This is a genomic window from Paraburkholderia sp. EG286A, from assembly GCF_040965375.1.
In the GTDB taxonomy this organism is placed as follows: Bacteria; Pseudomonadota; Gammaproteobacteria; order Burkholderiales; family Burkholderiaceae; genus Paraburkholderia.
In genome coordinates this window covers 593,543-619,487 of record NZ_JBFRCB010000001.1, presented here as the reverse complement: position 1 = coordinate 619,487, position 25,945 = coordinate 593,543, and the positions used below count along the sequence as shown (strand labels likewise).

Here is a 25,945-nt window from a genome sequence, read left to right as displayed (position 1 = left end):
TCGCCGCTCAACCGGCCACCCCTAGCAGCACGCTCGAAGCCTTGAACACGGCCGTCGCCGCTTGTCCTGCGGCGAATCCCAGCGCGTCCACGCTCGCTTCGGTCACGATCGCGGCGATCACGGCGCCGCCCGGCAGGGCGAGCGTCACTTCGGCGTTCACGGCGCCGCGCCGCACGACCTCGATCGTCCCGCTGAGCCGGTTGCGCGCCGAAAGCCGCTCCGCGTCCGCCGCGCTCGCGACCAGCACGACCGAAGTCGCCTTCACGAGCGCCACCACAGGCGCGCCCCTGGCAAGCCCGAGCGCTTCGGCGCTCTCGTGCGTGATCGTGGCCACAATGGCTTCGCCGCCGGGCAGCGCGATCGACACCTCGTCGTTCACCGCGCCCCGCACGATCCCCGAGACGGTGCCGAAGAGCTGATTGCGCGCGCTCGTGCGCATGGCGAAACGGCCGAGCACGGCGAGGTCGCGCGCGAACCCGCCAGCGTGCGCATCGCCGCCTTCGCTCGAAACGGCCCCGAGCGAGAGCGCCGCACGCTCGATGAAGCGCTGGTGCTCGTGCTCGATGGCGCGAAACGTCTCGACGAGCCGCAGCGCCCGCGGCGTGAGCGTCGTCCCGCCGCCGCCCTTGCCGCCCGTCGCGCGCACCACGAGCGCCTCGCCCGCGAGATTGTTCATGACGTCGACGGCGTCCCAGGCGCCCTTGTAGCTCATGCCGACCGCTTTCGCGGCGCCCGTGATCGAACCGGTTGCATGGATGGCTTCCAGCAGTGCAATGCGCGCCGCGCCACCCAGCATCTGCTGGCCGGACTGAAACCAGACCGAGCCGCCCAGACCCAGTTCCGGCGCTTCCGCGGGTGTCGATGTGTCAGTGGAACCGGTGTCGGCTTGGCCGGCTCCGGTAGGTGGGGAGTTCGGGTCAGTGGGATTCATCATGCGCAAAACAAGCCAAAACAAGTCGAAACAAGACGAAACAAGACGAAACAAGACGAAACGAGCGATGGTTCGGCGCGGCTCGCCAAACCGCCAATCCGCCAATCCGCCAATCCGCCAATCCGCCAATCCGCCAATCCGCGCCGACGATTATAGAGACGCGCCTCAGGCGCCGCGCGCCACCTTCGGCTCGCCCAGTTCGCGCAACAGGCGTTCGCCCTCCTTCGCGGTATAGCGCTTGACGGCCTCGCACCAGCCGCGCGCGAAGCCGAGCTGATACGGCTCGGCATCCATGCGCTCGAGGTAGCGCAGGGCCACCGCGGCGTCGTTGCCGTCGCCGAGCACGCTCTGCAGCCGCGCGAGCGAGCGCGCCACCTCCATGCGCGTGCGGCGCGACGTGAGCGTCGCGAAGAATTCGATCGTGTAGCGCAAATACTTCGCATTGATGCGCGCCCGATGACGGCTCGCCTCGTCGATGGCCGTGAGCTTTTGCGTGCTCGCGAGCTGCTCGTAGTAGCGCCGCACGCGCTTCTTCGCGTGGCGGTGCAGCGAAAACCCGGCGCTGCCGGCGTCGTGCGCGCGCCGCGCGAGGAGGTCGAGCCACTGGAGCCACGCCAGCGCCGCGAGCGCGTAGCGCTGCGAAGCCAGCGCCTCGCGCAGCCGCGCGCGCGCGGCGAGCCGTTGCGCGTTTGCCGCGTCGCGAATCGCGTCCCAGCGGCCCGGCTCGACGTCGGCGGTGGCGAGCGCCGGCAGCGTCGATTCGACGAAGACATCGCGGTCGCGCGCATCGCCGAGCAGGCCGCCGAGCCATTTGAGCTCCGGCTCGATGCGCGTTTCCCAGGTCTCGTCGCACCAGCGCGAGAAGATGCGCATGGCGGTGCGCAGCCGACGCTGCGACACGCGCATCTGATGGATGAACTCGCCGTTCGTGCTGTCGCGCACGCCCGCGTCGTTGCCGAACCACTGCGCGCTGATGTTGCGCCCGATCGCCACGAGCGCGGCCTCGGCGGTGGCCGCGCCGGCCAGATCCACGGCTTCGGCCTTGATGGCTTCGGCGTCGCCGGTCACGCTGCCGGCGCTGGCGCGCTCGAGCGCGTCGGTCAGCCGCACGAATGCGGGCAGCGCCCCGATCAGGTCGCCAGCACAGGCAAACAGCACATCGACGATGGGCCGCTCGTCCTCGCCTTCGGGCCAGGGCGCGCTCACGCGCAACTCGTGCAACTCGTGCAACTCGTGCAATTCGTGCGAGTCGGGCGGGTGCGCAACATCCACGCCGTGAGTGTCCTGAGCCGGCGGTTCTTGCTGCGCTGCCGACGGCTCATGCAAATCTTCGTCGAATGTGAGCAGCACCTCAATGCCGTCACGCGGCCACTGCCAGCGGCTGCGCGTCGCCACGAGCGTGGCCGACGCAGCGAGATCGTCCGCGCTGCCCAGCGCCTCGCGAAACGGCTCGGGCGCGGCGTCGAAGAGCGCATGCGCGATGCCGTTCGCATCGAGCGCCGCCTCGAAGATCGGTGCGACCACGGTGACCCCCGGCGTGTGAACGCGCCGGCTCGACACGACGACGCGCTGCGTGTCGCCGCGCGATTCGACCGCCACGCGCCAGCCGAGTCCCCCAAGGACGCCGCCGCGGTCGAAGGCGACCGTCGTCACGCGCTCGTGCGCATCGTGCAGCGCCACGAGCGTCGGCAAAGCCGCGCACAGGCTGGCGGCCCGCTCCGATGGTTTCGGGCTGGCGTGCGCCCTGGACGCCGCTCCCGTGGCGGCGGCGACTTTTTTTGCGCTTTTTCTATCCGGCGCTGCCGGGATCACGACATCCAGCACGATTTCCAGAACGCGATCCATGAACGCTCCAGGGTTCTGTCGGGCGACGGCTTGGAACAGTGCAAGCGGATGGAGAGCCAGGAACTGCGACGACGCGATCGATGGTACACGCGCGCGCGCCTCGATGCCCCAGGTAACGTCCCTGACCCTTCCGGCAACCAGAGTCTGATGATGGTCAAGACTGCCACGACTGGACGATGGAAAAATAATTACGTGCCGATTTCTCTCATTTTGCCTGTCTATAAGGAGTGTTGAGTGTTCCCTGAGTACAGAGATTTAATTTCGCGCCTCAAGATCCAGGACGACCATTTCGCCCGGATTTTTCATCGTCACAACGAACTCGACCAGCAGATCAAGAACATGGAAGCGGGCGTCGTGGCTTCGCACGGCATGGAAGTCGAGCAGCTGAAAAAGGAAAAGCTTCAACTCAAGGACTCGCTCTACCTCATCCTCAAAAAGGCGGCAAACGCCTGAACCAGCCGGCGTCCGGCGCTGGCTGTCAGCTGGATTGACGGGCTGGCGCTGGCCGTCGGCGCGCCGGCTTTTGCCCCGGCGCCGCCCTGCCAGTCAAGCCGCGACGACTTCCTGCGCGCCATTGACGCTCGCACTTCGGGGCATCCGCCTTGAATGCGAGTCACTCCGCACGCGCTCCCCTCCCCGCATCCGCCGACACCATGCCCAAATCCATTCCGTGCCCTGCTTCCGACACCGCCGGCCCCGCCGCGCGACTACCGCTCGTCACGCCCCACAGCGCCGAGTTGCGCACGGTCGACAGTGCCGTCGAATCCGCGAGCGAGGCCATCGCGGGCGCTGTCCACGATCTCGTCGCGCGCACTCGCGCCGGGCACAATCCGCCCGCCATGCTGCTCGAGTCGATCGCGGCATTGATGCAAGGCATGTCGCCCGACGAAGCCGCCCGGTTGCGCAGCCTGATCCTCGAAGGCAACCCTGCCGACTGGCGCCCCTCGCGCACGCGCCACCCCGACGAGGAACTCGCCTCTGGCTGGCGCGAAGGCGGTTATCCGTATCGCAATCTGATGTCGCGCCGCGCCTACGAGCGGCAGAAGTATCGGCTGCAGGTCGAACTGCTCAAGCTCCAGGCGTGGGTGCGCGAAACCGGTCAGCGCGTGGTGATCCTGTTCGAGGGCCGCGACGCGGCCGGCAAGGGCGGCACGATCAAGCGCTTCATGGAGCATATGAACCCGCGCGGCGCGCGCGTCGTCGCGCTCGAAAAGCCCACCGAAGTCGAGCGCGGCCAGTGGTATTTCCAGCGCTACGTGCAGCATCTGCCTTCGGCGGGGGAGATCGTGCTGTTCGATCGGTCCTGGTACAACCGCGCAGGCGTCGAGCATGTCATGGGCTTCTGCTCGCCTGAGGAATATGCCGATTTCATGCAGCAGGTGCCGGAGTTCGAACGGCAGTTGATTCGCAGCGGCATCCACCTGATCAAGTTCTGGTTTTCGGTCAGCCGTGGCGAGCAGCGGCGGCGCTTCAAGGAGCGCAAGGTGCATCCGCTCAAGCAATGGAAGCTGAGTCCCGTCGATCTCGCTTCGCTCGACAAATGGGAGGCGTATACGCAAGCGAAAGAGGCGATGTTCTCGCAGACGGACACCGCCGATGCGCCGTGGACAGTCGTCCGCTCCGATTGCAAGAAGCGCGCGCGGCTCAATGCCATGCGATTCGTGCTGCACAAGCTGCCTTATGCGAGCCGGGATGGGGAGGCGATTGGGGTAGTCGATCCGTTGCTGGTGAGTCGGGCGCTGTAGTCGGCTTGCCGATTCACGGGTCTGCGCGCTTCCCCCAGATCAATGCCTCGGGGTGGCGTTCGAGATAATCGGCCAGGGCGTTCAGGCTGGCCAGCGTGCGCCGCAACCCGGCCAGCGCCTGACGCGTATCGCGCTGCAACGGCGAACTCTCGTCGAGCATCGCTTGCGCGGAACGAAACGCCTGTTGCGCCGATTCGAGCGTCGAACGCGCAGCCGGCACGAGCTCCGTATTTAGCCGTGCAAACAGGACATTCGACTGCTGCAACGAGGCGTCCAGGTTGCGCCCGATCTCCTGAAGCGGCATACGGTCGAGCCGGCGCACGATATTCGACACCTGATCCTGGAGTTCCTCGAGCGAGTTGGGCACCGTCGGCAGTTCGACCGGCGAGCGCTCCGTGTCCACGCGCGCCGCGGGTGCGTGCGGGAAGATGTCGAGTGCGACGTACTTCTGCCCCGTCAAAAGACTTCCCGTGCGTAACTGTCCGCGCAGTCCCTGAGCGACGAGCTGGTGCAGCAGGCTCTTACCCGCCATTCCCGCGCCGTCGCCGAGCGCGTCGCGGTAGTTGCGGCCGAGCCGCGAGGGATACAGGCTCAGCGTGACCAGCATGTCGAAACGTCCGCTTTCGGGTTGGAGGTCGATCGCGATTGCCGTGACCGTGCCCAACCCGACCCCGCGGAATTCGACTGGCGCGCCAACGGACAGCCCTCGCACCGACTGCGCGAAACGCATGCGCACCACGGCAGGCGGACCTTCGTTGGCGCGCATCGCGTCCGTGCGGCTTTCCGCGAGGCGGAAATCCTCCACGCTCGTGACGGACACGGCGCGCACGCTCCCACGCGGCGTATCGAATGCCAGGCCGCCCGCGAGCAGCGCCGCGGCCGGCGGCGTCTCCAGCCGCATGCCGCTGGAATCGAGCTTGAGTTCGACGCCGCTCGATTGCCACCAGCGCGTATCGGACGTGACCAGACGATCGAACGGTCTCCTGACGAAAACGCCGATACGGACGTTGTCGCCGCTGGGCACCAGCGAATAGCCGAGCACCTCCCCGACCTGCACACCGCGAAAATAAACGGGCGAGCCGGCATTCAGCGAGCCGAGCGTTGGGGCGCGAATCACGAAACGCGCGCCCTCCTGGTCGCTGGTGATGGCCGGCGGCGTGTCGAAACCGGTGAACGTGTAGCACGCCCTGAGCGAATGGGCGTCGATATCGACGTCGATCCACGTTCCCGATACGGCGGTCAGGAGCCCGGATATGTTCTTCACGTCGATGCGCGGACGCACGACCCAGAATTTCGTGCCGTACGTGGCGATGTGCGGTCCGGCGGCATCGAGCCTCAGTTCGGCATCGACGCGCTGTCCATCCGCGGACAAACGCAGATGCTCGAGCCGGCCAACGACCACGCCGCGATATCGCACTGGCGTTTTCCCGGCGACGAGCCCGGCGCCGGACACGAAGCTCACGGTGACGCGCGTGCTGCGTTGCGACAGCGCTTGAGCAAGCAGCAGGCCGCCAGCCAGGTTCGCCAGAACCCACGCGGCCCAGACTGCGGCGTGCCACCACCGCCGGTCACTCACAACTTCCCCACGACGACATGCCATACGCGCCTTGCAAAGCGGGATGCAAAGGCGAGCGCACGGCCGAACGCGCATGCAAACAAGCTGGAGAGACTCACGGTGCGTTGAAGTTCTGGCGAGAAAGTCGATGAAATTCGGACCGGCGGCGCCCTTTGCCCACAGGCGGCTTCGCCGTTAGCGCAACTGCTCGACGAGTGCATCGGCGCCCTTGTCGATGCCGGTTTCGGCCGCGCTCAGCGAGCCGAACGCGGCGGGCAGATTCATCGCGTTCGGGTATTGCTTCGTCACATAGGCGCGAAGCAGACGCCCTGACGCACTGTCGTAGACCTCCACGGCATACGACACCGAGCCGCTGAACGCCCCCTTGCCGCCCCGGATCGCCTGGACGCCGTTATAGAGATTGCCCGCGATGTCGAAATGCATCGCCTGGCCGATCACGGCCGTCGTTTTCTCTGCGCCGGTCAACGTGAGCTTCACGCGCAGCGTTGCGGGCGACGGCTGGGTCGCCAGGTCAAAACGCTTCGATAGCGTGTCGGCAAACGTCTTGTGCATGTAGGCGGCGAGCACGTCCTTGTCCGAGTCCGACAGGTCGCCGAACTGATTGTCGGCGCCTTGATACACCGCGACCGGATCGACGATGACCTGCGAATATCGCGACCAGAGCACCGGCGCCGCATAACGGAATGGCGTCTGCGCGGCGTCGTGATCCCGGTTCTCCTTGAGCTGCGAAGACGAGGCGAGGCTGCTATAGGCAACGGGCTGCACGCCCGCACACGCCGACAACATCAGGAGTACTACGCAAGCCGAAGACGTGAGAAGAAGACGGTTGTTGAGCACGAAGGCATCCTTTTAAAAGTTGCCGGATACCGCCTGGCATCCGGCCGAGTTCACGACGAGACGAAGCGTAGCATCGGTCTCGGAGGATGTAAACCGTCTATCCGGTTTGTTTACGATGCGATGCAGGGGTACAATCACGCCCATGGATAACCAGACACGTTCCGAGATTTCCCGCAGAAAGGCGATTGACGCGGCGCTTGCGATCCTGACCCGCGACGGGGTCGGCGGCCTGACATTCGATGCGCTCGCGCGCGAAAGCGGTATCAGCAAAGGCGGGTTGCTACACCAGTTCCGTAACAAACTGGGCGTGCTGCGCGCGCTGCTGGATCGTCAGCGGGAACAATTCGAGCAGATCGCGCAAGATCACCTGGCGGCGGGCGGCCAGGCCCGGGCGGAACCGGTCCTTTCGGCGCAGATCGCGATTTTCAGGGAGTCGATCAACCAGCCGGACTCCGTCGCGCGCGCCGTGCTCGCGGCCCTGGTCGAAAGCCCGGCGCTGCTCGAAGACCTGAAGGCCCAGGACGCGGCCAAGCTGGAACAGCTGCAGGCCGAGGCCCGCGACCTCGAACTCTCGCTGCTACGCTACTTCGCCGCGAGCGGCATTGCGTTCAGCACGCTGCTCGGGCTGTCGGCCATGCCCGACACGCTGCGGGAACGGCTTTTCGACCGGCTGCTCGACGAGAAGAAATGGTGATGCGGCCGCCTCGCGAAAGCAATCGCGAGGCATGCTGACGGCCGCGTCAGGCGTCAGGCGTCAGGCTCCGCGCTCAAGTCGCGTACTGCGCCACCCCATTCCCGAACGACCAGTTCTCCCGCGCGACATCCACGAGATTCACGAACACGTCCTCGCGCCGCACCCCCGGATCGCGCGCGAGGTTTTCGGCAATCTGCGCGAACAGCGCCTTCTTCTGATCCTGCCCGCGCGTGTTGCTCACGGCGATCTGGATCATGACCAGGTCGTCGCTGCGCTCGATCCCGAGGTAGTGCCGGCCGAACACGAAGTTATCGGCATCGTGCTCGGTGATGATCATGAAGATGTCGTCTTCGGGCGCCTTGAACACCTCCATCAGCGCTTGATGAATGCCCTGCGTGAGCGCCTTGCGATACGTGGCGGGCTTGCCTGCGCGAACCGCGATACGAGTGAACGGCATGTCGATCTCCTGCTTCGGTGGGTTTGAGATGACATCAGCTTAGGTGCGATCTATCATAATAAACAGGCATAGATCGATATTTCATCCATTTCCATCTGAAATGAAACCACTGGATCTCGACGCCGTGCGCGCCTTCGTGCTCGTCGCCGAGCTGCGCAGCTTCACGCGCGCCGCCGACGCCCTCGACACCACGCAGTCGGCCGTGAGCCTCAAGCTCAAGCGTCTCGAGGCGCATCTGGGCAGGCAATTGCTCGAACGCACGCCGCGCGTCGTGCGGCTTTCGGCCGATGGCCTCACGTTCCTCGCCGCCGCGCGCGACCTGCTGGGCGCACATGAGCGCGCGCTCGGGGCGCTTTCGGGCGACGAGCGGCGGCTCGCGCTCGGCCTGAGCGAGCATGTCGCGGACGCCAACCTGGCCCGCCAGCTCGCCCAGCTTCGCGTCCACGATCCGGGGCTCGTGATCGAGCTGCATCTGGGGCACTCGGCGCACCTGCTCGCGCAGTTCGACGAGCGGCGGCTCGCTGCCGTCGTCGTGCGTCAGGACGAAGAGGAGGTGCCACGCGGCGATGCCCGCCGGCTCTTCGCGGAGCCGCTCGTCTGGCTGGCCGCGCCGCAATGGCAGCGGCAGCCCGGCACGGCGCTGCCGCTCGCGCTGCTCGCCGCGCCATGCGCGGTGCGGGCCGCGGCGATTCGCGCGCTCGACGCAGCGGGCGTCGCGTGGACCGAAGTGTTCGTGGGCGGCGGGGTCGCCGCGGTGGGCGCGGCGCTGGCCGCCGGGCTCGCGGTCTCGCCGCTGGCGCGCCGGGTCGCGCCGCGCGAACTGATCGACGTCGGCGCACGGCTCGGTTTGCCCGCGCTGCCGGTTTCGCAGGTCCTGCTCCACTCGCGGGTGCGCGAGCCGCGAACCGCGGCGACGCTGCAATTGCTCGCGTCGGGCCTCGGCACAGGCTAGCTGGCGCTCAGCTCAGGATGGGCGGCAGCGCGTGCGGCACGGGAATCGCACGCTGGATGTGCGGCGGCGGCGCATCCACCACGAGCTTGTGGCGTGGCGCGGGCCGCACGGCGGCCGGCTTCGGCGTGGGACGCTTTTGCGTGACGGTTTTGGGCGCAGGCGCCGCGCCAGCAGCTGGATGATGCGCCGCATGTGCCGCCGCGTGGGCCTCGCCGGGCGTGTGCCGCTGCGCCGGCGCGTGGCCCTTCGCGTGCGGCGGCTTGTCGGCCTTCGCTGCATGGCGCGGGGCGCTCGCATGGGTGGAACCCGTCGCGTGCGTATGACCTCCGGCTGTGTGCGACGCCGCGCCGCTGTGCCCGCCACGCGCTTTGGACGCCTGCCCGCCATGCGACTGTTGTGCAGCCGGCGCGCCCTGTCCTGCATGCGCTCCGGCTGTCTTCCCCTGCCCCCATGCCCACACCGGCGCGGCAACAACCATTGCCGCGACCATCAATACGCCTGCCCGCACCTCGTCTCTCCCCAAATGCCATCCCAATGTCCGGCGAGGATTATACCGAGTCAAAACTTGCAATAATCCATATATGGACTAATATCTACTAAAAGTTCAATTCAGGACTCGACCACCATGTCACCCGCCACTGCTTCCGTCACGCCGTCGCGACGTCCCCGCGCCGAACCCTCGCTCACCGAAATGTCGGCGGCGGGGCTCAGGGCGTTCTTCAACATAGCGCGCGACTGGGACCTGAGCGCCGAAGAGCAGATTATTCTGCTCGGCTCGCCGGGCCGATCCACGTTCTTCAAGTGGAAGCAGTCCCCGCAAACCGCCCGGCTGGGCCGCGACACACTCGAACGCCTTTCGCTGCTGCTCGGCATCTACAAGGCGCTGCAGATTCTCCTGCCCCAACCCACCTCCGCCGACACCTGGATCAAGCGCCCCAACAGCGCGCCGCCCTTTGGCGGACGGCGCGCGCTCGACCGCATGCTGGCCGGCAACGTCAGCGACCTCGTAGCGGTGCGCCAGTATCTCGACGCAATGCGAGGCGGCTGGGCGTGACGCAAACGAACTGGCAAGACCGCTGGCGCAGCGCGCAGCTCACCTGGTCACCCGCGTTCAGGGTGATTCCCACCCGGTTTCCCGCCGTGAACCTGTTCGACCGCGTGGCTTCCGCGGACGACTTCGAGGCGCTCTATGCGCTCGAAGCGCTCACCAACGACCGGCTGCGCACCGAAACCGGCGACCTCGACCTCGTGCCGCGCGAGGAGCGCCGCTTCGGCCCCGGCTACGGGCCGATCATGGCGGCCTTCACGCACCTGAATCCACAGGGCAGCCGTTTTTCCGACGGCACCTACGGCGTGTTCTACTGCGCGCGCTCGCGCGCCACCGCCGTGGCGGAAACGCGCTATCACTCGGGGCTTTTTCTCGCCGCCACGAACGAGCCGCCCATCCGCCAGCAAATGCGGCTCTATACGGTGATCGCGCATGGCGAGGTGATCGATCTGCGCGGCGACCCGGCGCTCGACCCGGGCGTGCTCTCGCCCGACGACTACACGGCCGGCCAGACGCTAGGCCGCGCCGCCCGCGAGGCGCGTGCGCCGGGCATTGCGTATCCGTCGGTGCGCGACGAGGACGGCGAATGTCTCGCCGCCCTCAGCACGACGCTGCTGCGCGCATGCCATCACGCGGCGTATCTGGAATACAACTGGAATGGGCACACCATCGACATGGTGTTCGAGTTGAACCGCATCGTGTAGCTCGAGCGGCCAACGGGAGACCGGCAGGGGCCGGGCCTCAGGGCAGCACGATCGCGGCCGCGCCGTGCGCGAGCGCTTCGACCTGCGAGACCGACAAGATGCGCGACGTGAGCGCCTCGACCATCGTGAGGCGTCCTTCGGTGATGAACGCTCCGGTGTCGATGAACACCTGCGAGCCGATCTGCCGCACTTCGCGCACCGGCGTATGCCCGCAGAACGTGAGCGAGAGCGCATAGCGCGCCGGGTCGCCCGTGCCGAGCACGAGATCGCGACCCCACAGCATACGTTCGCGCACGTCGGAATCGAACTGGCCGCTGTCGAGCGCGGCGTCGTCGCCGAAAAATTCCGCGTGAATGATATTGAATCGCTTTTCGCCCTCGCCCACCACGCGCGCGAGCGGCAACTGGCGCAGCCGTTGCGCGTAGTGCACGAGTTCGGCGTCGGGCACGCTCTGCGCCCAGCCGCCGCCGATGCCGTACCAGCGGTTGCGCGGCATCCGCCCTTCGGCCACCGCGCACAGTGCGTCTTCGTGATTGCCGAGCACGGCGTAGAACCACGGTTTGTCGAGCAGCGCGAGCGCCTGTTCGCACTGCTCGCGTTCGCCCCGGTCAACGAGATCGCCCACCGAAAACAGCCGGTCACGCGCGGTGTCGAACTCGACTTCGCGCAAAAGATAGCGCAACGCCTCCACGCAACCATGCAAATCGCCTACTACGAAATCGCGACCTGCAAGGTTGGCGGCATGGTGCTGCACGAGAGCGTCGGGTGTATGCGTCATCACTTCATCATAGCGCTGTGTGAGTGGGCCATATGAGCGCCAAATATCGTACCGAGTACGATTGCAGCAGGCGCGTCACAAAGCAGACTACACGCAAGCGACGTGCCTGCATTCACAGCATACGCGTTTGCGGCTATCCGTGTCGCCGCGAGCGCGGCGCAAAGTCCGGCGCGGCTGGCGAGCTACTGGGGCTGGGCACGCAGCGCCGCGACCTCGCCGGCCGTGAGGGTGGCCCGCGGATCGCCGAACTGCGTCGTCACGTAGTTGGAAAGGGCCGCCACCTGTTCGTTGCTCAATGCATCGCCGAATGCCGGCATCAGCACGTCGCTGTCCCTGGTCTGACGCCTCACTCCGTGCAGGATCACCATCGCGAGGTTGTTCGGGCTCGGCGCGCCCGCGACGCTGTTATGAATGAGCGATGGATACGCGCCCGGCGCGCTTCCCCCGACGCCCTCGCCGGTCCAGTGGTGGCAGCTCGCGCAGTTCGCCACGAAAAGCTGCAAGCCGTTCACGGACGTGATCGCCGTGCCGCGCAGCGCGGTGATGTCGTTCACAGCGGGCTTGCCCCAGCCGTCGCGCGGCCGCGTCACGCCGCCCGAAACCGGCGGCAGCGCGCGCAGATACGCCACGATCGAACGCAGGTCCTCATGCGTCAGGTATTGCGTCGAGTGCTGGACCACGTCGGCCATCGGACCGGCTGCGCTGGCGTGGCCCGCGGCAATGCCCGTGGAAAGATAGGCGATCAGCGCGTCGTCGCTCCAGTTGCCGATGCCGCTCGTGCGGTCGGGCGTGATGTTGTAGGCCTGCCAGCCCGCTTGCGTCGCGCCCGAGAAACGCTCCGTCGTCTTGAGACCCTGCATGAAATTGCGCGGCGTGTGGCATTCCTCGCAATGCGCAAGGCCTTCGACGAGATAGGCGCCGCGGTTGAATTCGGCGCTCTGCTTCGGGTCGGGCACGAAGCGGCCTTCGTTGAAGTTGAAGAGATTCCACAAGATCATCAGCCAGCGCTGGTTGAATGGAAAGCGCAGCTCGTTGGCGGGCGGCGTGTAATGCACCGGCGCGACCGTATTCAGATACGCGCGGATCGCGAGCATGTCCTGCTCGGTCATGCGCGTGAATTCGACGTATGGAAACGCGGGATACAGCCGCTCGCCGCCCTTGCCGATGCCTTCGTGCAGCGCGCGTATGAAGTCGGTATCGCTCCACTTGCCAATACCGGTGTCGGGGTCCGGCGTGATGTTCGGCGTGTAGATTTTTCCAAACGGCGTGCTGATGGGCAGGCCGCCCGCAAACGGCCTGCCTGGGTCGGCGGTATGGCACGCCACGCAGTCGCCTATGCGCGCCAGATAGGCGCCGCGCTTGATGAGTTCGGGCTTGTCCGCGTCCGCAATCGGCGTCGATGTGTCGTCGCCGCGCGCCGTGGACATCGGCAGTTCGTCGACCGGACGCGTGCGCGATTCGTGCGACGCGTGCCACGCGATATAGAGCGCGAAGGCGCAGAAGAGCGCGGCCGCGATAGCGGCACGCGCGCGTCTCTCTCGCTCGTGATTCGTGGTGGCCGCGGTGGAGGACTTCGCTGTTTTCATCGTCTGGCTCGTATCAAAGCTCGTGGCGCAGCTTGTCGGCCAGCTTCAGCGACAGCGCGGCAATCGTCAGCGTGCAGTTCACCGAGGCGGCCGAGGGCATCACCGCGCTGCTGGCGACGAACAGATTCGCATGATCGTGCGTGCGGCAATCGGCATCGACGACCGAATCGGCGGCATTCGCGCCCATGATCGTCGTGCCCATGATGTGGTTGTTGGGGGCGAAGGTGTCGTCGAACGCGATGTCCGTGCCGCCGAAAAGCTGCGCGATCTGCGCATAGAGTTCATGCGTGTTCGCCGCGCTCTTCTTCACGTAATCGTTGATCGAGTAATAGATCTCGGGCTGCGGAATGCCGAGTCCATCCTTGTGTTCGCCCGAGGGCAGCACGCGGTTCTGCGGTTCGGGCAAATGCTCGTGGAAACTGTTGATGGTGAGCGTGCGCGACGTGCGCTCGCGGATCTGCCGGTCCAGCTCCGCGCCGGTCAAGCCGTTCTTGATGAGCGCGGCCGTGACGGCCATGGTGGGCACCGCGTTCGACAGATGCAGTTTCTTCGCGGCATACGCGGAGCGGAACGCGCCGTCGCGGAAGTTCACGACCGAAGTCATCTCCATGGGCCCGCGCCCCGGCCATAGCGGTTCGTTGGCCATGAACGTGATGCCCGTGCCCGGATGATCCATGAGATTGCGGCCCACCTGGTCGGAGCTGTTGCCGATGCCGTGGGCAAACGCATCGCTCTTCGACATCAGCATGAGCTTGGGCGTCTCGATGCCGTTCGCGGCGAGCACGAAGAGCTTGCCGGTCACACGCGTGCTTCTGCCCCACGGGTCCTTGTAGTGGACCGCGGTAACGAGCCCTTTGTTGTCGGCCTCGATGCGATAGACCACGGCCTGCGGCACGAGCTTCGCGCCCGCCCGCTCGGCCTTGTCCGCGTGAACCACGCCGTTGTACATCGCACCGATCGGGCAGATCGGCATGCAGTTGTTGTTGCCGCAGCAGGTGGGACGCGCATCGAACGGGCGGCTATTGCGCGCGACCGGCTCGGGCACCACGTGAAAGCCATTCGCATTCAGTACTTGCGAGAAGCGCTGATCCATCCAGGAAAGCGGCAGCATGCTCATTGGATACGGCTTCGTGCGCGGCGAGCCGAGATCGTAGGCCGCGTCCGGTCCGGACACGCCCAGTTCCTCTTCCGCGAGCTGATACCACGGCTCCAGCGTCTCGTAGGGATAGGGCCAGTCGCGACCTACGCCGTACTGCGTTTTCAAACGAAAGTCCGCCGGCAGCAAACGCCACGCGGCGGCGGCCCAGTGCCACGTGGTGCCGCCCACGAGCCGCAAATATTGTGAGTTGTACGGATAATCGCCCTTCTGCACGAGATACTCGTTGGGCGGCGCGTATTCCGGATGCGGCGCGTAGCTCACAGACGGATACGGCGTGGCGAAATCGTCCTTGGCGGGCGAGTTGCGGAAGTTCTCCACGATCTGCCAGCGCGCGAGGCGCGGCCCCGCTTCGAGCAACACCACGGAAGCGCCGGCCCGGGCGAGCTGGTGCGCCACCAGACTGCCCGCCACGCCGGAACCGACGACGACCACGTCGGCGGAATGTCCTGTCGCCATTGTCGATCTCATCCTTTGGCTTTCGTTGTGGGGGCCTGGCGCGGCCGTGATGCGCGTGCCCGTTGCGCCGCTATTCGCCTGCGGGTTTGTGCTTCCAGTAGAACGGCACGTCGCGGCAATACGAGGGAATCGTGAGCACGTCGTTGACGGGGTCGAACATCAACGCCTTTTCGAAGGCCACCACCTGCACCTTCGGCATCTTGCCCACGAGACCGAGATACCACGCGCGCATGATGTCACCCACCATCGAGGCGAGTTCCGGCTGATCGGGCTCGAGTGCGGCGGTCACGGTATCGGAGGGCACGCCGCCGTGACCTTGAATCCAGGTGTTGAGCGTCGCGACGTTCGCGTCGAACTGGCTGCTCGCGTGGTCGAGCGCGGCATAGACGCGCTTGCCGAGCACGGCGTCGAAGCTCGTGCGGCCAGTGAGGCGCTGCGATAGCTTGATGAAGGCGTCATAGCCGCTGCCGGACGCGCTCGCCGGCGTCGCCGCGAAAGCGCGGCCCATGCCGAACGGCGCGCGCGAGCGCCCGGCAGCCGCGAAGGCGAGCAGCGCCGCTGCGCACGTTCCCGAGACGAAACGCCTGCGGCCGGGACGGTCAAGGCGCTCGAATACAGCGGGAAGATCGTGCGGCGCCTGAGACATCCCGTGTTGTGTCACATCTGTCATGGGCACTCCAGATGAGGTCGATCCCGCCAGGTTCCCCTGGCTGGGGGCGAAACACGCTTGCCGCCGGCGCGGGCGGCGCCTGAAACCAGGCCATACCAACAACGTTTGCTATCGTCATTCAACGCGGATCACTGCATATGCACCATCGTTGCGCTGCCTGCGAAAGCGCGCTGCCGCGTTGCGCAAGCAATATAGCCCCTTATGGCCCGATAAGACAAACCGAAAGCTTGCATGCCCGGCATAACGGCGAGCAGCGCGTCACCCCGGCGGATCACGCACGGTAGAATCGCCGCAATCGATTGCTAACCCGCGCCACCCCGCGCCACGCCATGAACCTCATCCCGCTGGTACTACGCAACCGGCCGCACTTGATGATCGCTATCGCTGTGGGCGTCGCGCTCGGCTTGCTCGCGCCCGCCTCGATCCATACTTCCGCGCGCGTCCTGCTCGGCTGGGACGCCACGGTATGGACCTACCTCGTGCTGATCTGGCTGCACATGGTGTTAGCAAACGAAGAGAGCGTGCGCGCGAACGCTCGCCGCGAAGACGAAAACGCCGGCACCGTGCTGTTTCTCATCTGCATCGCGACGGTGGCGAGCATCGTCGCCATCGTCATCGAGCTGGGCACGACGAAGGATCTCGGCACGGCCTCGAAAGTGCTGCATTCGCTGCTCACGGGGCTCACGCTCATCGGGGCGTGGTTTCTCATTCCCACCATCTTCACGCTGCACTACGCACGCCTCTACTACGGTTCCGATCCCAACGAGCCCGCCCTCGTGTTTCCCGACAAAAAGCTCACGCCGAATTACTGGGACTTTCTGTACTTCTCGTTCACCATCGCCTGCGCGTCGCAAACCGCCGATATCGGCCTGCGCGGGCGCAGCGCGCGGCGCGGCGTGCTCGCGCAATCGATTTTGTCGTTCTATTTCAACGTTTCTGTGCTAGGCCTGTGCGTGAACATCGCCGCGAGCATGGTCGGTAGCTGAGCCGTTTTTCTCCGCTGCAACGGATACCGGCAATCGCCGCCGCTTTCTCCGCTCGAATCCCCCGTCTTTGCGCCCAGCCTTTGCGAACGTGCGCCTGCACGCGGCGCCGCGCGCCAGGGTCGCTCATGGGCATGTGCCTTGCTCGACTCCCCCGCAAGTCGCCACGCGGCGCAAGCGGTTTGGTTCCGGCCTGCTCTTGCACTACTCTGAACAGGTGCCTGTCCACCACGCGCAGCGCGGCACGCTCCGGCAGCCCCCGGGCGGCGCGATCGCATTTCGGCTAACCCCGACTTGCATCCCCTTCGCCTGACGTACCTGGAATACGACCGATGGAACCCCCCCACGCCTATGCGCCGCGGATCTACTTCGTCCATTCCGTCCTGGCAGGACCCCTCGACGCGTGGCCGGCGCACATCGCCCGCGCGGCGTCGCTGGGCTTCGATCACGTCCTGATCGGCGCGCTGTTCGCCTCGGGCGCGTCGGGCGACGACCGCGTCGTCGCCGACCACGCGCGCCTGAACGCGGCCTTCGGCAGCCCGCTTTCCGCAGACGACGCCGTGCGCGAACTCGCGCTCGCGGCGCAATCGCGCGGCGTCACGCTGCTCGCCGATCTCGTCCTCGATCGCAGCGCTGCCGACGGCGCGCTCTACGCCGCGCATCCCGAGTGGTTCCACCCTTTCGAGCCCGAAGACGCGCGCCTCGACCCACGCCACGGCCACAGCGAAGCCAACGTCGCCTATGCCGATTTCGAGCGCGCGAGCGCGCCGCTCATCGCATGGTGGACGGCGCGCGCCATCGCGCTCGTCGAAGCGGGTATCGGCGGCTTTCGTGTGGACTCGCCGCACCGCACGCCGCCCCATGTCCTGCGCGCGATCTTCGATGCCGTACGCGCGCGCTTTCCGCAAGCGCGCTGGCTCGCCGCGACACCGGGCCTGCCGCGCGAGGCGCTCGCGCACCTCGAAGGTGCGGGCTTCGACGCGGCCTTCTCGTCGCTGCGCTGGTGGGACTTCTCGTCGAGCTGGATGGTCGAGGAGCACGCCGCCTTGCGCCGCGTGGGCTCACCGATAACGTTTCCAGAAGCACCCTATGGCGCGCGTTACGCACACGATCAGGAAGGCGCCGCCGACGCGCGCGCGGTCGAGCGCGCCTATCGCCGCATGCTGCGCACGGCGGCCGCGCTCGGCACCGGCTGGCTCATGCCGATGGGCTTCGAATATGGCGTGGACGAAGCGACCTCGCACAGCGGCAACAGCGCGCACGCATGGGAAGCCGCGAAGGCGCGCGCGCCCTTCGATCTGAGCGCCGATGTCGCGCACGCCAACGCGCTGCAACGCGAAACGTGGGCGCTGCAGACCAACGGCGAACTGCGCGCGCTCAATGGCCCTGGCGCCAGCGTCGCGGCGCTCGTGCGCGGCGACCGCGCAGACCTGCGCGACGCGGAAGACGCCATCCTCACGCTCATCAACCCCGCGCTCGCCGCGCCGGTGCGCGTGGATCTCGCGCGCCTGCTCGACGGTGTGCCTGGCGGCTTCACGCGCTTCGCGCCGCTCGACGCCGAAACGCTGCGCGGCGCCCGCCTGCCCGCGCCGCGCGACGCGAGTGCGATCCCCGAGACGTTCACGCTGCCCGCGGGCGCATGCTGGATGTTCCGCGCGCTCGCGAGCCCGCTCGTAGTCCTCGCGCCGCCCGAAGATCGCGGCAAGACCGACACGAGTGGACACAAGAGCGTGCTCGAAGCGATCGCCGCGCCCCGCATCGCCATCGAAAGCGCGCAGCCCTCGGTCGATCACGGCCGCTTCGCCGCGAAGCGCACCGTGGGCGAGCGCTGCGAAGTACGCGCGGCCATCTTCGCCGAGGGCCACGACCGCATCGACGCCGCCGTGCTCTGGCGCGCCGCCGACGAAACCGCCTGGCACGAATCGCCGATGACGGCCGTGCCGCCCGCGGGCACCGACCTGTGGGCCGGCCACATTCCGCTCGATCGCATCGGACGCTACGAGTATGTCGTGATCGCGTGGCGCGACGACTTCGCTTCGCTTGCGGAACATCTGCACAAGAAGCGCGCGGCGAACCAGCCCGTCGATCTGGAGCTCGAGGAAGCGAGCCGTCTGTTCGCGCTCGTGCTCGCCACCGCGGAAACATCGGGCACGGGCGATGACGACCAGAAGCGCACCAACGAAACGCTCGACGCCATCGTCAAGCGCTTCATTGGTGCCGACACCGAAACACGCTGCGCGATCATCGCCGCGCCTTCGACGGCTGCGGCCGTGCGCGCCGCGCGCCATCGGCCGTTTCTTTCGCGCGATACGATCGTCAATCGCGTGGATGCGGAGCGCGGCGCCGCGCGCTTCGCGAGCTGGTACGAGATCTTCCCGCGCTCGATGAGCGACGACGAATCGCGCCACGGCACCTTCGATGACGTGATCGCGAAGATGCCGCGCATCCGCGAAATGGGCTTCGACGTGCTGTACTTCCCGCCGATCCACCCCATCGGCCTCGCCAACCGCAAGGGGCGCAACAACACGCTCAATGCGCAACCCGGCGACGTGGGCAGCCCCTACGCCATCGGCGCGGCCGAAGGCGGCCACACCGCGGTGCATCCGCAACTGGGCACACTCGAGGACTTCTGCCGCATGCTTGCCGCGGCGCGTGAGCAAGGCCTCGAAATCGCGCTCGACTTCGCGATTCAATGCTCGCCCGACCACCCGTGGCTGAAGGCGCATCCCACCTGGTTCGCATGGCGGCCCGACGGCACGCTGCGCTACGCCGAAAATCCGCCGAAGAAGTACCAGGACATCGTCAACCCCGAGTTCTACGCGCACGACTCGAAGCCTGATCTGTGGCTCGCGCTGCGCGACGCGATCCTGTTCTGGGTGGACACGGGCGTGCGTATTTTCCGCGTGGACAACCCGCACACGAAGCCGCTGCCGTTCTGGGAATGGATGATCGCCGACGTGCGCGCACGCCACCCCGACGTGATCTTCCTCTCCGAAGCCTTCACGCGGCCGCGCCTCATGTACCGGCTCGCCAAGCTCGGCTTCTCGCAGTCGTACACGTATTTCACGTGGCGCGAATCGAAGCGCGATTTCACCGAGTACCTCACGGAACTCACGCAAACCGGGGTGCGCGACTTCTATCGGCCGAACTTCTTCGTCAACACGCCCGACATCAATCCGCGCCATTTGCAGACCGGCGCGCGCTCGAGCTTCCTGATCCGCGCCGCGCTGGCCGCGACGCTCTCCGGGCTGTGGGGCGTGTATTGCGGCTTCGAACTGTGCGAAGGACGCGCCATGCCCAATTCGGAGGAATATCTGGACTCCGAAAAATATCAACTGCGTGCATGGGACTGGCATCGCCCCGGCAACATCGTCGCGGAGATCGCCACGCTCAACCGCATCCGGCGCGCCAACCCGGCGCTGCACACGCATCTCGGCATCACGTTCCTCGACGCGCGCAACGACTCGCTGCTCTGCTTCGAGAAGGCCACGCCCGCGCGCGACAACGTGCTCGTCGTGGCGATCAATCTCGATGCCTTCAACGAGCAGGGCGCCGACTTCGAACTTTCGTGGGCGACGTTCCAGCGCTGGCACCTCGACGACCACGCCTCCCTCAATGTGATCGACGAAATGACGGGCGAGCGCTTCGAGTGGCGTGGGCGCTGGCAGCACGTGCGGCTCGACCCGCATGCGCGAGCGTTTGCGATCTGGCGCATCGAGCCCGCGAAGGGCCTGCCGCGCGAAGAACCGCTGCCTGAACACGCCGATGAGCACATCGAGGGCCATCCCGAACTGGACGCGGACTTCCCGCCCGGAGGAGCGACATGAAACGCGACCCCGCTACGCACGAGCCTGTGGCAACGAACGTGCAGACCGTCACGCGAGACTCGACCGCACACGATCCGCACCATGAGGAACGCGGCACACAACGGCGCGGCAAGCCGTCGATGCTGTCCGACGACCCGCTCTGGTACAAGGACGCGATCATCTACCAGGTGCACGTGAAATCGTTCTTCGATGCGAACAACGATGGCGTGGGCGACTTCCCTGGCCTGCTCGCGAAGCTCGACTACATTGCCAGCCTCGGGGTCACGGCGATCTGGCTGCTGCCGTTCTATCCCTCGCCGCGCCGCGACGACGGCTACGATATCGCCGACTATCGCAACGTTCACCCCGACTACGGCCAGCTCGCCGACGTGCGCCGCTTCATTCAGGAAGCGCATGCGCGCGGCATGCGCGTGATCACCGAACTGGTCATCAACCACACCTCGGACCAGCACCCGTGGTTCCAGCGCGCGCGCCGCGCCAAACCCGGCTCGAATCATCGCAACTACTACGTGTGGTCCGACACCGACCAGAAGTACCAGGGCACGCGCATCATCTTCATCGACACGGAGCCGTCCAACTGGACGCACGACCCGGTGGCCGGCGCGTACTACTGGCACCGCTTCTATTCGCACCAGCCCGACCTGAACTTCGACAATCCGGCCGTGCTGCGCGAAGTGCTGCAGGTCATGCGCTTCTGGCTCGACATGGGCATCGACGGGCTGCGTCTGGACGCCGTGCCCTATCTCGTGGAGCGTGAAGGCACGAACAACGAGAACCTGCCCGAGACGCACGGCATTCTCAAACGCATACGCGCGGCCATCGACGAGCACTACCCGAACCGCATGCTGCTGGCCGAAGCGAACCAGTGGCCGGAAGATGTGCAGGAGTACTTCGGCAACGAAGACGAATGCCACATGGCGTTCCACTTCCCGCTCATGCCGCGCCTCTACATGGCGATCGCGAGCGAGGACCGCTTCCCGATTCTCGACATCATGAAGCAGACGCCTGACTTGCTGCCGAGCTGCCAGTGGGCGATTTTCCTGCGCAATCACGACGAACTCACGCTCGAAATGGTGACGGACTCCGAGCGCGACTACCTCTGGAACACCTATGCGAGCGACCGGCGCGCGCGCCTGAACCTCGGCATTCGCCGGCGTCTCGCGCCGCTCATGGAACGCGACCGCCGCCGCATCGAACTCATCAACTCGCTGCTGCTCTCCATGCCCGGCACACCCGTGATCTATTACGGCGACGAACTCGGCATGGGCGACAACATTCACCTGGGCGACCGCGATGGCGTGCGCACGCCGATGCAGTGGTCGTCGGACCGCAACGGCGGCTTCTCGCGCGCCGACCCCGAACAGCTCGTGTTGCCGCCGCTCATGGGCTCGCTCTACGGCTACGACGCCATCAACGTCGAAGCGCAAAGCCGCGATCCGCATTCGCTGCTCAACTGGACGCGCCGCATGCTCGCCACGCGCCGCGCCAAGCAGGCGTTCGGGCGCGGCACGATCCGCTTCCTGCGGCCCGCGAACCGCAAGATTCTCGCGTACCTGCGCGAAATGCCCGACGAAGCGCCGATCCTGTGTGTGGCGAACCTGTCGCGCGCGCCGCAGGCGGTGGAACTCGATCTTTCCGAATTCGCAGGCATGTCCCCCGTCGAAATGACGGCCGACTCCGTGTTTCCGGCCATCGGGCAGCTGCCTTATCTACTGACTTTCCCGCCCTACGGCTTCCTGTGGTTCCTCCTGAGCGCCGGCGATCAGCGGCCTTCGTGGAGCCAGCCGACCTCGGAGCAATTGCCCGAGTTCGTGACCGTGGTGATCCGCGAAGGGCAGACCGGTGCGACGCCCGAAAACGTGCGGCTGCTCGAATCGGAAGTGCTGCCTTCGTGGCTCTCGCGTCGCCGCTGGTTCGCCTCCAAGGACAAGCCGCTGCGCGCCGTGCGCCTCGCGGCACTGACGACGATTTACGGCGCGGGCTTCGCGTTCACGGAGATCGAGGCCGAGCTGGCGGATGGCACGAGCGAGCGCTACGTTCTGCCGATCGCCATTACCTGGGGCACCGAAATCACCACGCCGCTGCACATCCAGCTCGCGCTCTCGCGCGTGCGGCGCGGCCGCACGGTGGGCTATCTCACGGATGCGTTCTCGCTGCCGTGGTTCGCCTATGGCGTGCTGCGCAAGCTGCGCGAGCGCGCTACGGTGCCCACCGTGCAGCAGAGCACGATCCGCTTCGAGCCGACCGGGCGCCTCGACGAGCTCGACCTTGGCGAGACGCCGGAAGTGCGCTGGCTCGCGGCTGAGCAGAGCAACAGTTCGCTCGTGATCGCGGAAACCCTCGTGCTCAAGATCGTGCGCCGGCTGATGGCGGGCGTGCACCCCGAAGCGGAAATGAGCCGCTACCTCACGAAGCTCGGCTACGCGAATACGGCGCCGCTCTATGGCGAAGTGGTGCGTGTCGATCCCGCAGGCGTGCCGCATACGCTCATCATCGTGCAGGGTTTCATCGACAATCAGGGCAATGCGTGGGACTGGGCGCTCGACTATCAGCGCCGCACGATCGACGAGCTCGCGCTCGCCGTCGACGACGACACGAGCGTCGACCAGGCGCACGAGGAGGAAGCCGTGCAGGGCTACTGCGCGGTGATCGGCACCATCGGCAAGCGCCTGGGCGAGCTGCACGCGATGCTCTCCCAACCCAGCGACGACGAAGCCTTCGCGCCCGTTGCCGCCACACCCGACGACGTGCGCAACTGGATTGCCGACACGAAAACCATGCTCAACGAAGCACTCGACATCGTCGCACAGCATACGGGCGAAGACGAACAAACACTCGACGACGACGCACGCGACCTCGCGCGCAGTCTGATCGATCGCCGCAAGGCGCTCGTCGCGAAGGTCGACGAACTCGTGCCCGACGACACCAAGGCCGCGCGCATCCGCATCCACGGCGATTTCCACCTGGGCCAGGTCCTGCTGTCCCAGGGCGACGCGTATTTGATCGACTTCGAAGGCGAGCCCGCGCGGGCGCTCGAATACCGGCGCGCCAAGGCCTCGCCGCTGCGCGACGTGGCGGGCTTGCTGCGCTCGCTCTCGTATGCGGGTGCCGCCGCGCAATCGACGATCGAGAACGCGCCGCAGCAAGTCGTCGATCGCAAGCGCGCCCTGTTCGAACGCTTCCGCGGCTATGCGGCCGAAGCGTTCCTGAGCCAGTACCGCGCAGCCGTCGCCGAAGGTCCGCTCACGCTCGTCAGCGCTTCGCACGAGCAGGCGCTGCTCGACCTGTTCCTGATCGAGAAAGCGGCTTACGAAATCCGCTACGAGGCGGCCAACCGCCCCACCTGGCTCGCGCTGCCGGTACGCGGTCTCGCGGCGCTGGCGGCACGCGTGCTCGGACTCACGCCTACGCAGTCCACGCAATCGCATTCCGGCGGAGGTGGCCATGGTTGAACGCGCACCCCAAGCCGGGCTGAATCCCCATGACGCCGACGCACTCGCCGGCGCGTACCACTCCGATCCCTTCTCCGTGCTCGGGCTGCACTGGGTGGACGGCGCCCCCTACGTGCGCGCATGGCTGCCCAACGCCTCGGGCGCGAGCGTGGCGGCGCGCGACCGCGCCCACACGCTGGGCGAACTCTCGCTCGTGCATCCCGCAGGACTCTACGCAGGACCGCTCGCGGAAGCGGTGCCCTACCGGCTCGTGGTCGACTGGCAGGGCGTGAGCCAGGAAATCGAGGACACCTATTCATTCGGCCCGCAGCTTTCGCACGAAGCGCTGGTGCGCCTCGCAGACGGCGACCCTTACGCGGTGCTCGAATGCCTCGGCGCGCGGCCCTTGACGTGCGATGGCGTACCCGGCGTGCGCTTCGCGGTCTGGGCGCCGAATGCGAAGCGCGTCTCCGTGGTGGGCGACTTCAACGCGTGGGACGGGCGGCGTCACCCCATGCGGCTGCGCCACGAAGCTGGCGTCTGGGAGCTGTTCATTCCGCGTGTGGCGCCCGGTGCGCGTTACAAGTACGAGATACTCGGCGCGCGCGGCGCGGTCCTGCCGCTCAAGGCCGATCCCTGTGCGCTGCAGACGGAATGCCCGCCGGGCACGGCCTCGATCGTCGCGCCCGTCGAGGCGATCGACCACTACGCGTGGCGCGATCAGGAGTGGCTGCAAACGCGCGCCGAACGGCAGAACGCGCGCGCGGCCATGTCGGTCTACGAGGTCCATGCGCCTTCGTGGCTACCCACGCAAGGCGCCGACGCCCCGGCGCCCGACTGGGGCGCGCTCGCCGAGCGCCTGATCCCCTACGCGCAGGGCATGGGCTTCACGCACATCGAATTGCTGCCCGTGGCGGAACACCCGTTTGGCGGCTCGTGGGGCTATCAGCCGCTCTCGCAGTTCGCGCCCACCGCGCGTCTTGGCGCGCCGGTGGACTTCGCGGCGTTCGTCGACCGCGCGCACGAGGCGGGGCTGGGTGTAATTCTCGACTGGGTGCCCGCGCACTTCCCGAACGACGCGCACGGTCTCGTCGATTTCGACGGCACGGCACTCTACGAGCATGCCGACCCGCGCGAGGGCTATCACCCCGACTGGAACACGATGATCTACAACCTGGGACGCCGCGAGGTGAGCGCGTTCCTCGTCGCGTCGGGTCTTGCGTGGCTCACGCGCTATCACGTGGATGCGCTCCGCGTGGACGCGGTCGCCTCGATGCTCTACCGCGACTATTCGCGCGCGCAAGGCGAGTGGGTGCCCAACATTTATGGCGGACGCGAGAATCTCGAGTCGATTGCGTTTCTCAAGCGCCTCAATCACGAAACGCAATATGTTCCGCAACGCCCCGGCGTCATCACCATCGCCGAGGAATCCACAGCATGGCCGGGCGTCACGGCGCGCCCCGAGGATGGCGGCCTCGGCTTCCAGTTCAAATGGAACATGGGCTGGATGCACGACACGCTGCACTACATGCACGAGGACCCCGTCTATCGCCGCTATCACCATCACCTGATGACGTTCGCGATGGTCTACGCGTGGTCCGAACGCTTCGTGCTGCCGCTGTCACACGACGAAGTGGTGCACGGCAAGGGGTCGCTGCTCGGCAAGATGCCGGGCGACCGCTGGCAGAAGTTCGCGAACCTGCGTGCGTACTTCGGCTTCATGTGGGCGCACCCCGGCAAGAAGCTGCTGTTCATGGGCGGCGAGTTCGGGCAGATGGCCGAGTTCGATCACGACGGCACGCCGCACTGGAACCTGCTCGACGACCCGCTGCACCGCGGCGTGCAAACGCTCGTGCGCGACCTCAACCGTCTCTACGCGAGCGAGCCCGCGCTCTACACACTCGACTCGGAACCCGGCGGCTTCGAATGGCTGGTTTCCGACGACAGCGAAAACAGCGTGCTCGCATGGCGCCGCGTGGACGGCACGGGCCGCGAGATCGTGGTGATCTGCAACTTCACGCCGGTGCCGCGCCACGGCTACCGCATCGGCATGCCCCAGCCGGGACAGTGGGAAGAAGCGCTCAACACCGACGCCGAAGTGTACGGCGGCTCGAACATGGGCAACGGGGGCCTCGTCACCACGGAGAGCGTGGTGAGCCACGGCAAGCCGCAGTCGGCCGCACTCGTCCTGCCGCCGCTCGGCACGCTGATCCTGCGCCTGCGCCGCTAAGCCGGCGCAGCGGCGGGATTTGATCAGGAACCCGAT

Annotated in this window: 20 protein-coding genes; 10 read left to right on the top strand and 10 right to left on the bottom strand. The window is 66.7% G+C overall.

Annotated features, from left to right (window positions below):
- Positions 1 to 7: 7 nt before the first annotated feature.
- Together AB4Y35_RS02785 and AB4Y35_RS02780 are read right to left on the bottom strand one after the other, a co-directional pair.
- The gene (locus tag AB4Y35_RS02785) at positions 8 to 934 is read right to left on the bottom strand and encodes a TOBE domain-containing protein (RefSeq protein ID WP_368703241.1); all 927 of its coding nucleotides are present in this window, start codon (positions 932 to 934) and stop codon (positions 8 to 10) included.
- A gap of 162 nt (positions 935 to 1,096) precedes the next feature.
- A complete protein-coding gene (locus AB4Y35_RS02780) occupies positions 1,097 to 2,776 on the bottom strand; it encodes a CHAD domain-containing protein (RefSeq protein ID WP_368703240.1) in 1,680 nt (559 codons plus the stop codon).
- A gap of 234 nt (positions 2,777 to 3,010) precedes the next feature.
- Between AB4Y35_RS02780 and AB4Y35_RS02775 the strand changes: the two genes are divergently transcribed.
- Positions 3,011 to 3,229 carry a YdcH family protein gene (locus AB4Y35_RS02775; RefSeq protein WP_028202952.1) on the top strand — a complete coding sequence of 73 codons (219 nt, stop codon included), beginning with the start codon at positions 3,011 to 3,013 and terminating at the stop codon, positions 3,227 to 3,229.
- 200 nt (positions 3,230 to 3,429) lie between these two features.
- A complete protein-coding gene (ppk2, locus tag AB4Y35_RS02770; RefSeq protein ID WP_368703239.1) occupies positions 3,430 to 4,521 on the top strand; it encodes a polyphosphate kinase 2 in 1,092 nt (363 codons plus the stop codon).
- Positions 4,522 to 4,534: 13 nt separating this feature from the next.
- Here ppk2 and AB4Y35_RS02765 read toward each other — a convergent pair whose 3' ends face one another.
- Both AB4Y35_RS02765 and AB4Y35_RS02760 read right to left on the bottom strand, forming a co-directional pair.
- Positions 4,535 to 6,097 (bottom strand): intermembrane transport protein PqiB, encoded by a 1,563-nt coding sequence (locus tag AB4Y35_RS02765; RefSeq protein ID WP_368703238.1) that lies wholly within the window; start codon positions 6,095 to 6,097, stop codon positions 4,535 to 4,537.
- Between the two features lie 174 nt (positions 6,098 to 6,271).
- Entirely contained in the window at positions 6,272 to 6,883 is a 612-nt protein-coding gene (locus AB4Y35_RS02760; RefSeq protein WP_368703831.1) for a DUF3313 domain-containing protein, read from the bottom strand.
- A 193-nt stretch (positions 6,884 to 7,076) separates the two neighbouring features.
- Between AB4Y35_RS02760 and AB4Y35_RS02755 the strand changes: the two genes are divergently transcribed.
- Positions 7,077 to 7,628, top strand: a complete 552-nt coding sequence (locus AB4Y35_RS02755; protein WP_368703237.1) for a TetR/AcrR family transcriptional regulator — start codon at positions 7,077 to 7,079, stop codon at positions 7,626 to 7,628.
- A gap of 73 nt (positions 7,629 to 7,701) precedes the next feature.
- Here the strand turns inward: AB4Y35_RS02755 and AB4Y35_RS02750 are convergent, their stop codons facing one another.
- Entirely contained in the window at positions 7,702 to 8,085 is a 384-nt protein-coding gene (locus AB4Y35_RS02750; RefSeq protein WP_028202948.1) for a tautomerase family protein, read from the bottom strand.
- A 100-nt stretch (positions 8,086 to 8,185) separates the two neighbouring features.
- Here AB4Y35_RS02750 and AB4Y35_RS02745 point away from each other — a divergent pair, with 100 nt between their 5' ends.
- Positions 8,186 to 9,037, top strand: a complete 852-nt coding sequence (locus AB4Y35_RS02745; protein WP_368703236.1) for a LysR family transcriptional regulator — start codon at positions 8,186 to 8,188, stop codon at positions 9,035 to 9,037.
- A gap of 7 nt (positions 9,038 to 9,044) precedes the next feature.
- Here the strand turns inward: AB4Y35_RS02745 and AB4Y35_RS02740 are convergent, their stop codons facing one another.
- On the bottom strand, positions 9,045 to 9,545 hold the full coding sequence (locus AB4Y35_RS02740; protein ID WP_368703235.1) for a hypothetical protein: 501 nt from the start codon (positions 9,543 to 9,545) through the stop codon (positions 9,045 to 9,047).
- 117 nt (positions 9,546 to 9,662) lie between these two features.
- Here AB4Y35_RS02740 and AB4Y35_RS02735 point away from each other — a divergent pair, with 117 nt between their 5' ends.
- Positions 9,663 to 10,091, top strand: coding sequence for an MbcA/ParS/Xre antitoxin family protein (locus AB4Y35_RS02735; protein ID WP_028202945.1), 429 nt, complete (start codon positions 9,663 to 9,665; stop codon positions 10,089 to 10,091).
- A complete protein-coding gene (locus AB4Y35_RS02730; RefSeq protein ID WP_368703234.1) occupies positions 10,088 to 10,789 on the top strand; it encodes an RES family NAD+ phosphorylase in 702 nt (233 codons plus the stop codon). Before AB4Y35_RS02735 ends, AB4Y35_RS02730 begins: the two co-directional genes overlap by 4 nt.
- 37 nt (positions 10,790 to 10,826) lie before the next feature.
- Here the strand turns inward: AB4Y35_RS02730 and AB4Y35_RS02725 are convergent, their stop codons facing one another.
- From AB4Y35_RS02725 to AB4Y35_RS02710, 4 genes are all read right to left on the bottom strand, one after another.
- The gene (locus AB4Y35_RS02725; protein ID WP_342918567.1) at positions 10,827 to 11,567 is read right to left on the bottom strand and encodes a metallophosphoesterase; all 741 of its coding nucleotides are present in this window, start codon (positions 11,565 to 11,567) and stop codon (positions 10,827 to 10,829) included.
- A 182-nt stretch (positions 11,568 to 11,749) separates the two neighbouring features.
- Positions 11,750 to 13,153 (bottom strand): c-type cytochrome, encoded by a 1,404-nt coding sequence (locus tag AB4Y35_RS02720; RefSeq protein WP_368703233.1) that lies wholly within the window; start codon positions 13,151 to 13,153, stop codon positions 11,750 to 11,752.
- 13 nt (positions 13,154 to 13,166) lie between these two features.
- Positions 13,167 to 14,768, bottom strand: coding sequence for a GMC family oxidoreductase (locus AB4Y35_RS02715; protein ID WP_368703232.1), 1,602 nt, complete (start codon positions 14,766 to 14,768; stop codon positions 13,167 to 13,169).
- A gap of 70 nt (positions 14,769 to 14,838) precedes the next feature.
- Positions 14,839 to 15,414, bottom strand: a complete 576-nt coding sequence (locus AB4Y35_RS02710) for a sugar dehydrogenase complex small subunit (RefSeq protein WP_368703830.1) — start codon at positions 15,412 to 15,414, stop codon at positions 14,839 to 14,841.
- A gap of 353 nt (positions 15,415 to 15,767) precedes the next feature.
- Here AB4Y35_RS02710 and AB4Y35_RS02705 point away from each other — a divergent pair, with 353 nt between their 5' ends.
- From AB4Y35_RS02705 to glgB, 4 genes are all read left to right on the top strand, one after another.
- On the top strand, positions 15,768 to 16,424 hold the full coding sequence (locus tag AB4Y35_RS02705; protein WP_368703231.1) for a DUF1345 domain-containing protein: 657 nt from the start codon (positions 15,768 to 15,770) through the stop codon (positions 16,422 to 16,424).
- A 329-nt stretch (positions 16,425 to 16,753) separates the two neighbouring features.
- Positions 16,754 to 20,248, top strand: coding sequence for a maltotransferase domain-containing protein (locus AB4Y35_RS02700; RefSeq protein ID WP_368703230.1), 3,495 nt, complete (start codon positions 16,754 to 16,756; stop codon positions 20,246 to 20,248).
- Positions 20,245 to 23,700, top strand: a complete 3,456-nt coding sequence (gene treS / locus AB4Y35_RS02695) for a maltose alpha-D-glucosyltransferase (protein ID WP_368703229.1) — start codon at positions 20,245 to 20,247, stop codon at positions 23,698 to 23,700. The genes AB4Y35_RS02700 and treS overlap by 4 nt, the downstream gene beginning before the upstream one ends.
- The gene (glgB, locus tag AB4Y35_RS02690) at positions 23,693 to 25,909 is read left to right on the top strand and encodes a 1,4-alpha-glucan branching protein GlgB (RefSeq protein ID WP_368703228.1); all 2,217 of its coding nucleotides are present in this window, start codon (positions 23,693 to 23,695) and stop codon (positions 25,907 to 25,909) included. The genes treS and glgB overlap by 8 nt, the downstream gene beginning before the upstream one ends.
- Positions 25,910 to 25,945: the final 36 nt, after the last annotated feature.

Excerpts from the sequence above, each read along its gene's own strand:
- AB4Y35_RS02735 (WP_028202945.1), top strand. The coding sequence starts at position 9,663 with ATGTCACCCGCCACTGCTTCCGTCACGCCGTCGCGACGTCCCCGCGCC.
- AB4Y35_RS02715 (WP_368703232.1), bottom strand. The coding sequence starts at position 14,768 with ATGGCGACAGGACATTCCGCCGACGTGGTCGTCGTCGGTTCCGGCGTG.
- treS (WP_368703229.1), top strand. The coding sequence starts at position 20,245 with ATGAAACGCGACCCCGCTACGCACGAGCCTGTGGCAACGAACGTGCAG.
- AB4Y35_RS02780 (WP_368703240.1), bottom strand. The coding sequence starts at position 2,776 with ATGGATCGCGTTCTGGAAATCGTGCTGGATGTCGTGATCCCGGCAGCG.
- AB4Y35_RS02785 (WP_368703241.1), bottom strand. The coding sequence starts at position 934 with ATGATGAATCCCACTGACCCGAACTCCCCACCTACCGGAGCCGGCCAA.
- AB4Y35_RS02750 (WP_028202948.1), bottom strand. The coding sequence starts at position 8,085 with ATGCCGTTCACTCGTATCGCGGTTCGCGCAGGCAAGCCCGCCACGTAT.
- ppk2 (WP_368703239.1), top strand. The coding sequence starts at position 3,430 with ATGCCCAAATCCATTCCGTGCCCTGCTTCCGACACCGCCGGCCCCGCC.
- AB4Y35_RS02700 (WP_368703230.1), top strand. The coding sequence starts at position 16,754 with ATGGAACCCCCCCACGCCTATGCGCCGCGGATCTACTTCGTCCATTCC.
- AB4Y35_RS02725 (WP_342918567.1), bottom strand. The coding sequence starts at position 11,567 with ATGACGCATACACCCGACGCTCTCGTGCAGCACCATGCCGCCAACCTT.
- AB4Y35_RS02705 (WP_368703231.1), top strand. The coding sequence starts at position 15,768 with ATGAACCTCATCCCGCTGGTACTACGCAACCGGCCGCACTTGATGATC.
- AB4Y35_RS02760 (WP_368703831.1), bottom strand. The coding sequence starts at position 6,883 with ATGTTGTCGGCGTGTGCGGGCGTGCAGCCCGTTGCCTATAGCAGCCTC.
- AB4Y35_RS02745 (WP_368703236.1), top strand. The coding sequence starts at position 8,186 with ATGAAACCACTGGATCTCGACGCCGTGCGCGCCTTCGTGCTCGTCGCC.
- AB4Y35_RS02710 (WP_368703830.1), bottom strand. The coding sequence starts at position 15,414 with ATGTCTCAGGCGCCGCACGATCTTCCCGCTGTATTCGAGCGCCTTGAC.
- AB4Y35_RS02720 (WP_368703233.1), bottom strand. The coding sequence starts at position 13,153 with ATGAAAACAGCGAAGTCCTCCACCGCGGCCACCACGAATCACGAGCGA.
- glgB (WP_368703228.1), top strand. The coding sequence starts at position 23,693 with ATGGTTGAACGCGCACCCCAAGCCGGGCTGAATCCCCATGACGCCGAC.
- AB4Y35_RS02755 (WP_368703237.1), top strand. The coding sequence starts at position 7,077 with ATGGATAACCAGACACGTTCCGAGATTTCCCGCAGAAAGGCGATTGAC.